Here is a 14652-nt window from a genome sequence, read left to right on the forward strand (position 1 = left end):
CGCCCTGCTGGCCTTGGCTGCAGCCTCGTAAGCTCCCGGCGTCTCATTGTCCCGGCACGGTCGCAAGCCAAGCCAGTACGATCGCGACATCTGCAGGCCGGCCGCTGGCATGGCATCGCTGCCTTGGCAGGTTCGCGTGGAACCGCGTTTCGGGATTGACATCCACCCGCTGCGGGAACGTTTTGGCGCAGCGGGTCAGTTGTCCGCCTCGACAGGCCGGGAGGCTCCGATGAAGGCCATCGCTCTCACGCTCGTTCTCGCGCTGAATGCAGGCGCCGCACTGGCTCAGGCGCGCCCCTCCACCGTGTCGCGCCCTTGTGCGGCCAGCCAGAGGGATGTCCAGGTGCATGGCGCGATCGTGCTCGGCACGGGCGGCTTCACCTATGACCGCTTTGTCCGCGACCGGAGCTTCTGCCAGTTCGACGAATCGCTTGATCCGGCCTGGGTTCCAAGTCGTGATCAGGAAGCCTGCTTTGTCGGCTACCGTTGCAAATCGCAGTCGCGCTGGTTCGATTGACCGCGGCGCCTGCAGGGTCGGACCGAGAACGGAACTCCGCTTTTCGCAAAAATCCAGTGCGATAACAAATGCATAGATCGTCGTTGCCGCGTCCCATCGGACGCGCGGCGATCTAGGTGGAACTTGAGCCGCGACACAACGTTCAGCGTCTGGGGTGAGTCCCGTTCTCCGGGGAGATTCGCATGCGTCGCTCTCTGCTTCTTGCTGTATCGGTTGCGTCGTCGCTGCTAGCCACTGGATTTTCAGCGAGCGCTCAATATCGTTTCGGAGGCGGAGGCTTCCGCGCCGGCGGCTTTCACGCTCACGGGATCGGCATGAGGCCCTACGGCATTCGGCCTGGCTACGGCGCCGGTTGGCGTGGCGGCTGGGGCTGGCGTGGCGCCGGCTTCTACCCGCGCAGACCCGTTTACTGGGGTGGCTATTATCCCTATCGGCGCTATTGGGGCGGGGGCGGATATCCTTACTGGGGCGTGGCTTCCGGCCTGGCCGCAGTCGCGACGCTCGGCGCAGTGGCTGCCTATCCGGCCTATACCTACCCTGCCTATCCCGTTTATCCGGCCTATGAGGTGGTGCCCACCGCAGATGGCGGCCAATGCAGTACGCCGGTGAGGATCTGCACCCTCTACGCGCCCGCCCCTCTCGGTACGGGTTGCTCCTGCCGCGTGCCCGGCGGCCACGCGCGCGGCGCCGTCGTCGGCTACTGAAAGCCCGCTATAGCATCTGACCGAAAGGTGAAATCCACCTTTCGGAAAGATCCGGCGCGATAACAAACGCATGGACCACCGTTGTCGCGCCCGATGGGAGGCACGGCGATCCTGGATCGGCCGGCCCGTACAGATGGCTGGCCGGCATGCGCCATCATGAGGTAGATGTTCGGTCACGCCGTCGCCGTCTGGCGGCGTCACCCCTGATCGATCCTTGTGCGAACCCGGAATGGACGACCGGACTCATCTTTTGACATTGGCCGCGCGCTGCGAGACGTCCAGCAAGCCCGACCGGGAGCTGGATGCCGATATCTACGAAGCGCTCGGTTACACGGTGCGGCGCAAGCCGACACGACTCGCCACCCGCCGCACCCCGGCCGGCGGCATCTATCAGCATGGCTCCTTCTGGAAGACTCTCGGCGCGGTCAGCGCCGACATCGATGTCGCCGTCTCGCTCCTGCGGCAGAAGGCTCCCGACTGGAGCTGGAGCCTGCAATGCCTGGCAGGCGACGATGCCATTGCGTTCCAGGCACTCGTCGCCGATTGCTCGGGCCAGGGCGTGATGGGCTCGCTCGCCCTTTGCGCCGCGATGTTGCGCGCCCTCGCGCGGCGCGATTCCGCGGGCCGGCAGGGTTCCGAGACCGCGGAAGCCGCCGGTGCGACCGCTCCCGTCGGCCGCCTCACGGAAACTTGACCTATCGACACATTGTCGCGGTTGAACGGTCACCTGCCCCCGCTAGTCTGCCTGCGATCTGAGGGGAGTAAACGATGCAGGACATAAGATTTTCGCGCCGGACCGCGATGGCGGGTGCAGGTGCTCTCGTCGCAGCTGCAACCCTGGACCTTCCGGGGCTCGGTCTGGCCCAAGCGCAAGGAGTTCCCGTGAATCAAGCTCCCGGTTTCTATCGCTACAAGGTCGGCGATGTGACGGTGACCGCCATCAATGACGGTTTTGCCAAGCGTCCGCTGGAAGGCTTCGTCCGCAATGCCGAGCTCGCCGACGTCAAGAAGGCCATGGATCAGGCCTTCCTGCCGCAGGACGCGTTGAACATCACCTTCACGACGCTGGCGATCCAGCACGGCGGGAAGCTCACGCTGATCGACACCGGCAACGGCGATTCCGGCGCGCCGACCTCCGGCACCTGGATGAAGAACTTCAAGGCTGCCGGCTTCGAAGCGAAGGATGTCTCGACAGTCGTGTTCAGCCATTTCCATGGCGATCACATCAACGGCTTTCGCCTGAAGGACGGTACGGCCGTCTTCCCGAATGCGGAAATCATGGTGCCGGCGGCCGAATGGGCCTTCTGGATGGACGACGCCAAGATGAACGCGGCGCCGGAAGCCATGAAGGGCGCCTTTGCCGGAGTGCGGCGTGTCTTCGGCCCGGTTTCCAAGGACGTGAAGCAGTTCGAGCCGGGCAAGGAGATTCTGCCGGGGCTGACCCCGATCGCCGCACCCGGCCATACGCCCGGCCACACCGTCTTCGCCCTCACCTCGGGCAACGGCAGGCTGATGATCATGTCGGACACGACCAATCATCCCGCGCTCTTCGTGCGCAATCCCGACTGGTCGGCCGTCTTCGACATGGACGGGGCCCAGGCCGCAGCCACCCGCCGCAAGCTGCTCGATATCGTCTCGAGCGATCGGATGCAGGTCGCCTTCTACCACGCGCCCTTCCCGGCCGTCGGCTACATCGCCAAGGACGGCAACGGCTTCGAGATGGTGCCGGTCCAGTGGACTCCGGCGATCTGACCGGCACCGCGCATCGCCTCTCGTCAAGGCCGGGCGAAAGCCCGGTCTTTTTCGTCTCGGGGGTTTTGTCGTCGGCGTAGTCTCGCCGCCCGCCATCCGGTCGTGTTAAGCCTGCGCCGATGCCGCAGGGCCTGCCCCTTCAGGACACGCTATGACCGACCGATTCGGCGCGATCTCCTTCGTCGCCAGTGATACGCCTGAGGCGCAGGCGGCGCTCGACAAGCTGGTCGAGCGCTATGGCAACGCCAATCCAGCGGAAGCCGATGTCGTGGTCGCGCTCGGCGGCGACGGGCTGATGCTGCAGACGCTCCACCGCTTTCTCGGCACCGGCAAACCGATCTACGGGATGAATCGCGGCTCGGTCGGCTTCCTGATGAACGAGTTCAAGGAGCGCGGCCTGCGAAAGCGGCTGGAGTCCGCCCAGCGCAGCATCGTGCATCCGCTGTCGATGCAGGCCGTCGACCGTAATGGCGCGACGGTGCAGGCCAAGGCGATCAACGAAGTTTCGCTGCTGCGCCGTTCCTACCAGGCCGCGAAGCTGCGGATCTCGGTCGATGGCCAGGTGCGATTGTCGGAACTGATCGCCGACGGGCTTCTGCTCGCGACGCCTGCGGGTTCCACCGCCTACAATCTCTCGGCCAATGGGCCGATCCTGCCGCTCGATGCCCCCCTCCTCGCGCTGACGCCGATCTCGGCGTTTCGGCCCCGTCGCTGGCGCGGGGCACTGCTGCCGGATCACGCCAAAGTCTTCGTGGAAGTGCTGGAAGCCGATAAGCGGCCGGTCAGTGCCGTTGCCGATCACACACAGATCGACGAGGTCACCTCCGTTTCGATCGAGATCGACCGCGCAGTCGATCTCGTCATGATGCACGATCCCGGCCACAGCCTGGACGAGCGCATCCTGCGCGAGCAGTTCGGCTACTAGCTGACCTTCGTCTCAGGCGACGTCGCGCAGATCGCCCGCTTCGAGCTCCACCAGGAAGGCGGGGTCGGCTTCGATCAACAGGGCAAGTGCCGCATCATCGGCGAACGAATCCGCCAGAACCTTCGCCTCGTCGCGGGCAGCTTCGGCATCCGTGCGCCGCAGCAGCGCCATGAGCGAATCGGCCTCCGAACCCTCCATCGCCTCGCAGGCGATCAGGACGTCGCGCAACAAGTCACGGTCGATGCCGTGCCGTGCGCCGCCCGCATCGAAGCCACGAGCATTGAGAGCAAGGATCGCGGCCGTGAAGGCCGGTTCCAGTGCAGTCGGCAATCCGGCCTTGCGGCACAGCGCCTTGAGCCCGGCACCACGTCTGTCGCGCAGCAGGGCTGCGACCCGCGCAGCTGGCAAGTTGGCAAGCGAGACGAAGGCGGCCTCCGCCAGCGCCGGTTCTCCGCTCAGCAGAGAGCGCAGCATCAGGCCGGGCGTCAGCCGCCCGGTCGCGCGCAGAACCTCGACGACCGCCGGCGCATCTGTCGCCTCTCCTCCCGCCGCAAGCGCCACCGCGACGCGCTCGGTGGCCTCCCGCGCGAGGCGGGCGCTGCGCTCGGGGGTCAACCAGCCGCAACCGGCGACGAAGCTCGCCAGCGTGTCCGACACGCGCGCGGCGATGGTCTGCCGCAGCCCGGCGGGCAGGTCCGCCCGCTCCAACAGCGCCTCGCGCAGCGCGCCGCTGTCGCCGCGGCGCTCGACCATGCGTTCAAACGAGAAATCGGGGATTTCTGCGGTGCGGTTGCCTGCGAGCGTGATCAGCGCTTCTTCGCAACCGACCTCCGCCAACGCCGCGCAGACGCTGACCGGCAGGCAGCGGCGCATCGCTATCGCGCGCTGCGCCAGCGTGTCGCCAACCGCAGCGGCGTCGACCAGATCGGCCTCGGTCAGCACCGGCGAATGCGCCAGGACCAGCGCCGCCACATCGCTCTGATCGGCGATCAAGCCGAGCGCGAGGTTGCGCGGCGTGCGCATCGAGGGAGCCATTTCTTCTGCGATCGCCCGCCGAACCAGCGGCGAGGGGTCGTCGATCAGCGCGATCAGCGCCGTCTCCGCCTCGCGTCGATCCTCGTCCGACATTCCGGAGCGCAGATAGGCGCCCGCAAGCGCAGCAGCGCCCGAGGCGCGCGCTTCGGCCGGTGCGGTCCGAGCCCAGAGCAGGAAACGGCGAACGATCATGCTCCCCCCCGCCGGATCATGAAGGAGGACAGGTCGAGCGGGCCGCGACGTGCTTTCCCTGCCGCCACCGCCTGCGGTGCCGCAGCGGTGGTGGAGGACAGCTCGCTCGGCCGCGAGGGCGGCAACGGCGCGTTGACGACTTTGCCTGAATCGGTCGACGCGAGAGCGTCGGTCGGGGAGTTCGCATCGGACGCCGACGTCGCGTCGCTCTGGCCGGGGCGCGGAAAATAGCGCTCCCCGCCATCGAGCGACGCCATGCGCGTGCCGCCCCGGCTCGGCGTCGTCCAGAGATTGGCGACAGCCTTGGAGACCGGATCGCGCGAGCCATTGGTGGAGAACAGGCCGACGAGCCCCTTCGCGCGGCCCGGACGCAGCGCAGCGGCGATCTCGGTTTCCGGGATATCGCCCTGCCCCGCCGGAGGACCTTGCGTGGCGCTCGCCGCAACCTGGGTGTTGGCATGGCTCGCCGCCAGCACGCCATAGACCTCCTGGACACTGCGCGCCTGGCCCGCCTTGTCGTAGAAAATCGACCGGTTGGCCGCCGCGGCCTCCGGGAAGTCGCGCGCCGCGACGCGATTGGGATCACTGGCTGCCGCCTTGATCAGGTCGGAGGCACCGCGCGCACCGAGCACATGCGCCATATAGAGCTCTCCCGCCTGCGGCTGCCGCCCGAGGGCGCCGGCAAGCTGGTCGCGATTCTTCTGCGTCAACGCGCCGGCCATCAACGCCGCCACCTGCGGATCGTTGCGAAGCTGCAGGATCTTCTCCCGCGCAGATGGGTCGGAAACCGTCAGCCGCCCGCCGCTCTCGGAGATTGCATCGGCATATTGCGTGAGACCCTGCTTCGGCCCCTCCTGCTTCACCATGGATAGCCAGGTCTGCTCGATGAACTGGAAGAGCCCGGTCGCGCTCGACGTCTTGGCCTTGGCCTCCGGCTCCAGCGAGGATTCGCGCTGCGCCGTCTTGAGCAGGTAATCGAAGCCCGCACCTGTCCGCTCCGCGCCTTGACGGATGGCGCTGACGACCGGATTGACTGGCTGCGCGTCGCGGGTCTGCGGCGTGGTGAACAGGAACATCTGGAGCCTTCGGCATGCGGCTTCCGTGCATCGCGGAAAGCGCAATCCAAACAATGCTCCATTATGGTAAGCGAACCGTTAAGCGCCCCCTCCCAAAGCTTAACGCCGCGCTTTCCGCTTTCCTCCCGGCGGATGGCATTCTACGACTTCTCGTGCCGGCTCAGCGGCGGGCGAAGCGAAGGCGGAGGCGTCGATGTCGGATGTGGTGCGTCACAAGCGTGGCGGAATCTATTTCGAGGATTTCCAGGTCGGCGCGGTGATCGAGCACGGCCTGACCCGAACCGTCACACAGATGGACAACATGTTGTTCTCCAACATGACGCTCAACCCGCAACCCCTTCATATCGATGCACATTTCTGCGCGACCGAGACCGAGTGGGGCAAGCCGCTGATGAACTCGCTGTTCACGCTCGGGCTGATGATCGGCATCTCCGTCAACGACACCACAGTCGGCACCACCATCGGCAATCTCGGCATGACCGACGTCACCTTCCCCGCCCCGCTTTTCGAGGGCGACACCGTGAATTGCACGACGGAAATCGTCTCCAAGCGCGAGTCGCGCTCGAGGCCCGATGCCGGCATCGTCGACTTCCTGCACAAGGCCTACAAGCAGGACGGCACGCTCGTCGCCCAGTGCCGTCGCCAGGCCTTCATGCGCAAGCGGCCCGCCCCCGCCACGGTCGCGGTCTGACGTCATGCGTTCGCTCCTGTTCGTGCCGGGCGACAGCCCGAAGAAGCAGCTCAAGGGCCTGGAGAGCAGCGCCGACGCGCTGATCCTGGATCTGGAGGATTCCGTCGCGCTCGACGCCAAGCCGCAGGCGCGCGAGATCACCCGCGCCTTCCTGGACGCCACCCGCCCGCTGCCGAAGCGCCCGCTGCTGATCGTGCGCATCAACGGCCTCGCCACGGGGATGAGCGACGCCGATCTCGACGCCGTCATGCCCGGCGCGCCCGACGCGATCATGCTGCCGAAATCGGAAGGTGGCGCCGATGTCGGCCACCTCGCCGCCAAGATCGCGGTGCGCGAAGCGGAGTCCGACCTGCCCGACGGCACCACGCGGATCGTGCCCATCACCACCGAGAACGCCAAGGGCATCTTCGGGCTCGGCAGCTATAGCCGCTCCTCCCACCGGCTGATGGCCCTGACCTGGGGTGCGGAAGACCTCTCAGCCGATCTCGGCGCCGAAACCAACCGGCTGGAGGACGGCTCCTATACCGATCCCTACCGCCTCGCCCGCGCGCTGACCCTGTTCGGGGCAACGGCGGCGCAGGTCGAGGCGATCGACACCGTCTTCACCAATTTCCGGGACGAAGCCGCCTTCCGCGCCGAATGCCTGGCGGCGCGGCGGGACGGCTTCACCGGCAAGATGGCGATCCATCCGGCCCAGGTTGCGCCGATCAACGAGATTTTCTCGCCCTCGCCGGCAGCACTGGCCAAGGCGGAGCAGATCGTCGCGCTGTTTGCGGCCAATCCCGGAGCCGGCGTCATCGGCCTCGATGGCGAAATGCTCGATCGTCCCCATCTGGTCAGGGCGCAGCGGCTTCTCGCGCGCGCTCAGAAACTGGCTGAATGATCGGCCCGAGGCGATTCGGATGACTCAGGTTTTTGCGATTTCGGGCATGCATTGCGGCGGCTGCGCCTCGCGCGTCCAACAGGCGGCCACGGCGCTTGTCACGGGCGCGAAAGTCACGCTCGACCCGCCGCAACTGACTTTGCCGGATGGCGTCGACCTCGACGCCGAGGCGATCAACCGCGCCCTCTCCCCACTCGGCGACTACCGCGCCAAAGGGCCTCTGGTGCAGGGCTGAAGCCGGCAGTCACAGAGGGCCACGCTCGGGCGCGGCCCGAGCATCTCCGGCCGAAGGAGGCCTGGCATCCTCCTGTCACAAGATCCTCGGGTCTGCGCTTCGCTCCACCGAGAATGACGCCGGCCCGACGACCGCCCTACCCGCCCGCCGGCCGCTGGATCGAGAACAGGCTCGTCACCTCGGCATAATCGGCATAGCCGCAGCGCGCGATCGGGTTGGCGCCGGCCGTATCGAAGCGCCCGTCCTTGACGAAGGCATCATCGACGAAGGTGCCGACGACCTGCCCAAGCACCATCCAGCGCGGCACGGCGTTGCCGTCGAGATCATGAAGTTGCTGGATCGAAAGCAGCTTGCACTCGAGCGCAGCCGGTGTGCCTGCGACGCGCGGCGGCTTGACGAAGCGCGACGGCGCCATTTCGAGCCCGGCATGGATGTACTCGTTCTCGCCGCGCGGCAGCGGCGCCGAGGTCAGGTTCATCTGCTGCGCCAGCGCCTTCGTCACCAGAGAGCAGGTGAATTCGCCGGTCTCCTCGATGAAGGAGACCGCATCCTTCTTGTTCTCCGAAGAGAACATCACGATGTTCGGCCGCGACGAGATCGCGTTGAAGAAGCTGTAGGGCGAGAGATTGACCTCGCCCTTCGCGCTCAGCGCCGTGATCCAGCCGATCGGCCTTGGCGCCACGATCGCCTTGAACGGATCGTAGGTGAAGCCGAGCTCGTCCTTCGTCGCGGAGTAGTAGCTCACGTCAGGCTCCGTAATAGCTGACGATGTCGGCCATCACCGGGCGGTCTCGATCGGTGATCGGCGCGGTCGGCGTGCCGATATGAATGAAGCCGGCCATCCGCTCGTCCTCGGCGAGCCCGAACGCGGTCATCACCTCGCGGTCGAAGGAGAACCAGTTCGTCAGCCAGGAGCCGGCGTAGCCCATGGCATAGGCCGCGACGAGCAGGTTCATGCAGACGGCGCCTGCCGAGAGCTCTTGTTCCCAGAGCGGGATCTTGACGTGCTCGCGCGCCCGCGAGACCACCCCCACGATGACGGGCGCATGCAGCAGGCGCTTGCGCTCGAACTCGACCTGATCGTCGTTCGCCTGGGGGTTCTTCTTCCGGAAGACGCGCGCGACCACCTCGGCCGCCTCCTCGCGCGCCGCACCGGCGAAGATGATGAAGCGCCATGGCGCCAGCTTCCCGTGATCCGGCACACGCGCCGCGATCGTCAGCAATTCGTCGAGCTCGGCGCCTTGCGGCCCCGGAGCGGAGAGGAACTGCGGCGGCACAGAGCGACGCAGCTTGAGCAGAGAGAGCGTATCGGTCATGAAACATCCGGATGATGGCGATAGGATTGACCTATTCCTTCGCCATGATGAGGACAAGCGTGCCTGCTCATACATGGCCGCAGGGGCGTCGAGGACGGAAAGCATGTTTGAATTGGATGGTTTTGAAGCTGGCCGCCGCCTCGCCGGCGTCGTCTTCGCCATGGCCGTCCTCTTATCGCCGGCATCAGCCCAAACCACGACGCCCGACGCCGGCCCCGGCGCGGACACCCAGGCCCCCGCGATCCCCGGCGCTCCGAGCGCACAGGCCAGGCTCAGCGTCTCCGCGCAGTTCGCAAGCGATCGCAGGCCGATCAAGTCCGGGCTGAACTGGCGCATCCTCAGCGAAACCGTGGACGGATCGGCCCCGAAAATCATCGCCCGCTCCTCCGAATCCGAACCCAGCTTCTCGGTGCCCCCGGGCAACTACATCGTCCATGCCGCCTACGGCTTCGCCAGCGGTACCAAGCGCGTCAGCGTAGGCGTGCAGGGGCTGCGCGATCAGGTGCAGATCAGCGCCGGTGCGCTCTCGCTGGCGGGCTCGATCGGTGACGCCCCGATCCCGGCCGGGCAGCTCACCTTCTCCGTCTTCGTGCCCCTGCAGGGAAACTCGGAAGGGCGGCTCATCACCAGCGGCGCCAAGGCCGGCGAGATCATCCGCCTGCCCGAGGGCACCTATCATGTTGTCTCCACCTACGGCGACTCAAACGCCATCCAGCGCGCCGACGTGAAGGTCGAGACCGGCAAGGTCACCGAAGCCACGCTGCATCACCGCGCCGCCAAGGTCACCCTGAAGCTCGTCGCCAGCGCCGGAGGCGAGGCCTTCGCCGGCACCGCCTTCAGCGTGCTGACGCCGGGCGGCGACGTCATCCGCGAGGCCATCGGCGCCTTCCCGCAGGTCATCCTGGCCGAGGGCGACTATGTCCTGATCGCCCGGCAGGAGGGACAAGTCTATTCGCGCGACTTCAAGGTCGAGTCGGGCTCCGACCGCGATATCGAGGTTCTCGCGAAGTAGTCGGGATTCGCCAGCGCTCAGTTCACCGGCTTCATCTCACGGCCTGCCGTCTCGATCCGGACATTGCCGATGCCTGAGACGATCCCGTCGGCGAGGCGCAGGCCGAGGCAGCGATAGCCGGCATCGACGAGATGCAGCCCGTCCATGCCGAGCAGTTCCTCCGGCGTGAATTGCCGCGAATTCGACCAGCCCTTCATCAGCGCATAGCGCGGGAAGAGCGAGATGCCCTGCTCCTGCGCCGTCCGCATCAGGACCGCGCGATAGTCGTCGTAATGCGGATAGCGCCCCTCGCGCGGCAACCACGGCAGATCCATCAGCACCATGTCGATTCCGGCGGCGCGCGCCTTGCCGATGCCCTTGTTGAGGATCTTGGCGAGCTTCTCCTCGCCGATGTCGCGGATCGCGTCGTTGATGACGGTCTGCCAGATCACGATCGCGGGCTTCTCGTCGATGACGTCCGCCTGCATGCGCAGCAGCATGTCATAGGCCGACTGGCCGCCGACCCCCTTGTTGACGACATTGACCTCGGCGCCGGGCAGGCGGCGTCTGAGTTCGGTCTGCAGCACCGACGGATAGCTCTTGTCCTCAGCGCTGGCTCCGGAGCCGGCCGTCGCGGACGAGCCGAGCGCCACGATCGTCAGCTTGCCGGTTTCCTGCAGTGCCTTGCGCGCGGCTGGCAAACTCGGCTGGAAGACGGACTTCGTCGCATCGGCGCGGCAGCGTGTGTCGGACAGCGCCGGCATCGGCGCCGCGATGGCGGATGAATTCAGCGCGAGGAAAAGGAGGGCCGCGGCGCCTGCGCGCCACGGGCCGGGACAGGTTCGGCGCTTGCGCCGCGTTTCGTGATCGAGTGGTACCACGACAGGAAAATCCCTAACCCTGTCAAAATAGTAATGCCCGCTGTGCAAATCAGCAACTGAATGCCCAAAGCGAAGGACGTTTCCGCCAGGACGATCTGCCCGATGATCGAGAGCACGATCCCGACGCAGAACACGTGGAGCGAATTCTGCCCCGCCGAAGCCAATGCGCGCCCGACTGCCGGCTTCGCCATCGCCCCGCCCGTCGGCAGCCAGCGGATCGCGAGCCACGCCAGCGCGCCGATATGCATCAGCCGGGTCCAGGCCAGATTGGTCTTATCCGAGCCGAGCTGGACGGAATCGAACCAATCGTTCAACGCGCCGATGCCCGTCGGGTTGCCTGACGAGATCTTTACCACCCAGGCGAAGGCGATGAACGCGACGGCAGCCACATCGAGCCACAGCAGCCGCGGCGCGGCAACGCCGAGCTGCGCCGCCCGGCCGATGATGATCCCGACCGTGAAAACGACTTGCCAGGCGAAGGGGTTGAAGAACCAGACACCGGCACTGCCGTTCGGCAGGTTGAGCTCGAAGGCGAGCGCGACCTGCCAGATCGTCAGCGAGATGGCGAGCGCCAGCAGCGGGCTGATCCGCACGGCATAGTAGATCGCCGGGAACAGCGCGAGCAGCACGATGTAGAGCGGCAGGATGTCGAGATAGGACGGCTGATAGGTCAATGTCAGCGCGCCGATCAGCGCCTCGACCGTGTCGCGGAAGAAGGGTTGGATATTGATCGTCTCGATGTAGAGCGGGTTCTGCGTCTGCGTAACCGCGGTGGCGACGACCCCGCAGACGAGCACGAACACCGCGATATGAGCGATGTAGAGCGTCCATATCCGCCCGCCGAGCTTCAGCGCTGCGAGCGACAGGCCGCGTTGCTCGATCAGCCCGCCATAGGCCAGGGTAGCCGAGACGCCGGCCAGCAGGACGAAGATATCGGCCGCGTCCGAGAAGCCGTAGCTGTGCGGCATATAGGCCGAGACCACGTTCCCCGGCATGTGGTTGATGAAGATGATCAGCAGCGCGAGCCCGCGCACCACGTCGATCCGCGCATCCCGCCCGCCGGCAGAGCGCACCACGCCGTCGGCCCGTTGGCCGAGAAGCAGGAAGCGTCTGAAGGAGGGGATGGACGACACGGGGCTGTCCTTCAGCAGCGAGGAAAGGCTCGGGCGGAACGCAGGCGGCCGGTCGCGGTTCCCCGTCGACGGACCTTGAGATGAACATTCCCTGTCGAGTCTGTTCATCTGCCGTTCATATAACTGAAGAGGATTCCCGTCACGCGGCGCGTTGTCACAAGCGCGTGTGGCGACCGTTCTGCCGCTTTGCGGCGGAGGTGAGACAAATCGCCTGCGAGCGTCTGGCAACACGGCAACGTGATGCGCCCCAGCCGCTGTGCAGCTGTCAGAGCCCCGCTTGAATCCCGCGCAATCGTTGATTGGCGGACTGCCCGCCCGTCAGTAGGGCGGTTCCTGATAGACCTGCTTCCCGTCGATCAGCAGTCGCTTGATCGCGGCCTCGCCCGACGGCGACACGGCCGCGACGACCTCGATGCGGGCCTTTTCGGTGGTCTCGATCGCCTTGCCCTCGCCCTGGGGCACGAAATAGCTCTCGAGCCCGTAGGCGATGCGCAGGCGGCTGCCGCTTCGGTTGCAATCGGTCTGGCCGTTGGCGTTGATCGCGCAGCCTCCGATCGACGTCACGCGCCCGGCGATCACGACCGCCTCGCCGCCGCCTTTCGGCCATTCGCGCGAGACGCCGAGCGCCCGCGCAAAGCCCTGCTCGTCGCGGCCGAGCGTGACGAAGACGCTTTCGCCGCGCTGGTATGGCCGCGCGCCCTCCGGCCCCGTCTCGACCATGCTGATCGGATAGGCGAGCACGACATAATCACCGCGGAAGAGATCGCGCGGATCGACCGGCACCGTCTTCAGCCGCACCTCCGTGCCGTTGCGCAGGATGCGCGCCCGCTGCTCGACCAGTGCGAGCAAGGCGAGACCCAGCACCAGCGCGGCGGCGACCGTGCGCCAGAGCAGTGGCACCTTCACGGCAATCCCATCGGCCGAGAACGGACGCATCACGCGGCCTCCTTCTCAGCAGGCGGGTTCAGCCGCGCGAACAGGCGCCGCGCCCCGGAGGCAACGGCCAGCAGCGCCGCCCCGGCGACGAGGAAGAACAGCGACTGGTCGAGCAGCGTGCCGATCGTCTGCCAGAGCAGGATCAGGATCGCGATGCCGAATAGGATGGAACCCGCCATGACGAGCCGGCGAACGCCCCCCGCCGCCCCGGCGACCATGAGAGCGGTAGCCGAGAGGAGGATGAGGCTCGCCACGGCAATCTTGCCGGGCATGCCGGTGGCGGTGCCGCTCCAGAACACGGCGGGCACCAGCAGCGACAGCACGAGCGCTGCCGCCAGCGGCCAGGTGAAGCGCCGGTCACGAGCTGTTACCCCGGCCAGGATCGTCAGCGGGACCGCGACGGCATAAGCGTAGAACACGAAGAGGAAGGCATGCCCGGCGCGGGCCTCGTCATTGTCGAGGATGCGGATCAGCTCGGCATTGAGAACGACCACGAGTCCGAGCAGGCCCCAGGGCAGGCAGGCCGTCAGCAGGCCCGGACCACCCCGGTCGAGCGCGATTGCGCCCAGCGCGACATAAAGGGCCGAGACGGCCAGCCCATAGGCGAGAAGGCCGTAATCGAAGCGCTCGAACAGCCAGTAGCCGGGCGCCATGCCGATCCAGAACGCGCCGGCGAGCACGGCAAGATGCTGGATCAGCCGGTTGTTGCGCGACAGCGCCAGCCACAGCGCCGGAAGATAGAGGATGAAGAATTCGAAATGGGCGCCGCCGCGCGCTTCCTCCCAGCGCCCGAAGCTCCAGGCGCAGATGGCGACGAAGGCGATGGCGAGAGCTCCGCTCGACCGCATCAGGAAGGCGACCGCGAGTGCTCCCAGTGCGACCAGCACGGCCCCGCCTGCCCAATCAGCCGGCAGATGGTACATCTGCCCGACGAGCGCGACCCCGGCGCCGAAGATCAGCACGCCGCAGGTCACTGCCGCATCGCTGCCGCGGGCTGAGCCCCCGCGCTCCAGCCGGAAGGCGAGCGCAAGGCAGACCGCGATGCTCGCGAGGATCATGCCGAGCTTGGCGAGGCGCGGGATCGCCTCCCAGTTTGCAGCGACGAAGGCCGCGACGCTCGATGCGATCAGCAGCCCGCCAAGCAGGCCAAGCAGCGCCGGCAGGCCGAAGCCGCTCTGCTCACGGGCAACGGAGCGGCGGATCGAGCCGGCGCTCTCGGCGCTGAGCAGCCCGCCATCGACCCAGCGGATGAGATCGGCCTCGAGCCGCTTGCGATAGGAACCCGTCAGCATCGCCGGCAATCTGGCATGAGCGAAGCGGCTTTAGCTAGAGGTACGCTCCAACGACCGTCATTCTCGGGCGAAGCAAGGCTTCGACCCGAGAAT

Annotated in this window: 17 protein-coding genes; 9 read left to right on the forward strand and 8 right to left on the reverse strand. The window is 66.7% G+C overall.

Annotated features, from left to right (window positions below; translation table 11 throughout):
• Positions 1-109 precede the first annotated feature (109 nt).
• The 5 genes from AC1DIN_RS00325 to AC1DIN_RS00345 all read left to right on the forward strand — a co-directional run bounded on the left by AC1DIN_RS00325 (position 110) and on the right by AC1DIN_RS00345 (position 3898).
• Entirely contained in the window at positions 110-517 is a 408-nt protein-coding gene (locus tag AC1DIN_RS00325) for a hypothetical protein (protein WP_476808274.1), read from the forward strand.
• A gap of 314 nt (positions 518-831) precedes the next feature.
• Complete coding sequence (locus tag AC1DIN_RS00330) at positions 832-1221, forward strand: hypothetical protein (RefSeq protein ID WP_476808275.1); 390 nt, start codon at positions 832-834, stop codon at positions 1219-1221.
• Between the two features lie 229 nt (positions 1222-1450).
• Positions 1451-1915, forward strand: a complete 465-nt coding sequence (locus AC1DIN_RS00335) for a hypothetical protein (protein ID WP_441471738.1) — start codon at positions 1451-1453, stop codon at positions 1913-1915.
• 188 nt (positions 1916-2103) lie between these two features.
• A complete protein-coding gene (locus AC1DIN_RS00340) occupies positions 2104-2973 on the forward strand; it encodes an MBL fold metallo-hydrolase (protein ID WP_476808276.1) in 870 nt (289 codons plus the stop codon).
• Between the two features lie 151 nt (positions 2974-3124).
• On the forward strand, positions 3125-3898 hold the full coding sequence (locus tag AC1DIN_RS00345) for an NAD kinase (RefSeq protein WP_441471736.1): 774 nt from the start codon (positions 3125-3127) through the stop codon (positions 3896-3898).
• Positions 3899-3910: 12 nt separating this feature from the next.
• Here AC1DIN_RS00345 and AC1DIN_RS00350 read toward each other — a convergent pair whose 3' ends face one another.
• Together AC1DIN_RS00350 and AC1DIN_RS00355 are read right to left on the reverse strand one after the other, a co-directional pair.
• On the reverse strand, positions 3911-5125 hold the full coding sequence (locus tag AC1DIN_RS00350; RefSeq protein ID WP_476808277.1) for a DUF2336 domain-containing protein: 1215 nt from the start codon (positions 5123-5125) through the stop codon (positions 3911-3913).
• Positions 5122-6201, reverse strand: a complete 1080-nt coding sequence (locus AC1DIN_RS00355; protein ID WP_476808278.1) for a lytic transglycosylase domain-containing protein — start codon at positions 6199-6201, stop codon at positions 5122-5124. Before AC1DIN_RS00355 ends, AC1DIN_RS00350 begins: the two co-directional genes overlap by 4 nt.
• A 193-nt stretch (positions 6202-6394) precedes the next feature.
• On the opposite strand from AC1DIN_RS00355, the gene AC1DIN_RS00360 reads away from it, so the two are divergent.
• Genes AC1DIN_RS00360 through AC1DIN_RS00370 form a run of 3 tightly spaced genes read left to right on the forward strand, consistent with a single transcriptional unit; the run spans position 6395 to position 8010 of the window.
• On the forward strand, positions 6395-6892 hold the full coding sequence (locus AC1DIN_RS00360) for a MaoC family dehydratase (protein ID WP_476808279.1): 498 nt from the start codon (positions 6395-6397) through the stop codon (positions 6890-6892).
• A 4-nt stretch (positions 6893-6896) separates the two neighbouring features.
• Positions 6897-7775 carry an HpcH/HpaI aldolase/citrate lyase family protein gene (locus AC1DIN_RS00365; protein ID WP_476808280.1) on the forward strand — a complete coding sequence of 293 codons (879 nt, stop codon included), beginning with the start codon at positions 6897-6899 and terminating at the stop codon, positions 7773-7775.
• A gap of 19 nt (positions 7776-7794) precedes the next feature.
• Positions 7795-8010 (forward strand): heavy-metal-associated domain-containing protein, encoded by a 216-nt coding sequence (locus tag AC1DIN_RS00370; RefSeq protein ID WP_476808281.1) that lies wholly within the window; start codon positions 7795-7797, stop codon positions 8008-8010.
• 136 nt (positions 8011-8146) lie between these two features.
• Here AC1DIN_RS00370 and AC1DIN_RS00375 read toward each other — a convergent pair whose 3' ends face one another.
• Entirely contained in the window at positions 8147-8755 is a 609-nt protein-coding gene (locus AC1DIN_RS00375; protein WP_476808282.1) for a flavin reductase family protein, read from the reverse strand.
• A gap of 1 nt (position 8756) precedes the next feature.
• Positions 8757-9326 (reverse strand): nitroreductase family protein, encoded by a 570-nt coding sequence (locus AC1DIN_RS00380; RefSeq protein WP_476808283.1) that lies wholly within the window; start codon positions 9324-9326, stop codon positions 8757-8759.
• A 103-nt stretch (positions 9327-9429) separates the two neighbouring features.
• On the opposite strand from AC1DIN_RS00380, the gene AC1DIN_RS00385 reads away from it, so the two are divergent.
• Positions 9430-10338, forward strand: coding sequence for a hypothetical protein (locus tag AC1DIN_RS00385; RefSeq protein WP_476808284.1), 909 nt, complete (start codon positions 9430-9432; stop codon positions 10336-10338).
• Positions 10339-10355: 17 nt separating this feature from the next.
• On the opposite strand, the gene AC1DIN_RS00390 is transcribed toward AC1DIN_RS00385, so the two are convergent.
• The 4 genes from AC1DIN_RS00390 to AC1DIN_RS00405 form a co-directional block, all read right to left on the reverse strand.
• Complete coding sequence (locus AC1DIN_RS00390; RefSeq protein WP_476808285.1) at positions 10356-11081, reverse strand: SGNH/GDSL hydrolase family protein; 726 nt, start codon at positions 11079-11081, stop codon at positions 10356-10358.
• A 23-nt stretch (positions 11082-11104) separates the two neighbouring features.
• Positions 11105-12331 carry an OpgC family protein gene (locus AC1DIN_RS00395; protein ID WP_476808286.1) on the reverse strand — a complete coding sequence of 409 codons (1227 nt, stop codon included), beginning with the start codon at positions 12329-12331 and terminating at the stop codon, positions 11105-11107.
• Positions 12332-12649: 318 nt separating this feature from the next.
• Positions 12650-13267, reverse strand: a complete 618-nt coding sequence (locus tag AC1DIN_RS00400; protein ID WP_476808287.1) for a GDYXXLXY domain-containing protein — start codon at positions 13265-13267, stop codon at positions 12650-12652.
• The gene (locus AC1DIN_RS00405) at positions 13267-14559 is read right to left on the reverse strand and encodes a DUF2157 domain-containing protein (RefSeq protein ID WP_476808288.1); all 1293 of its coding nucleotides are present in this window, start codon (positions 14557-14559) and stop codon (positions 13267-13269) included. The genes AC1DIN_RS00400 and AC1DIN_RS00405 overlap by 1 nt, the downstream gene beginning before the upstream one ends.
• Between the last annotated feature and the right edge of the window lie 93 nt (positions 14560-14652).

The sequence above is a fragment of the Allobosea sp. 05T438 genome (assembly GCF_056396025.1).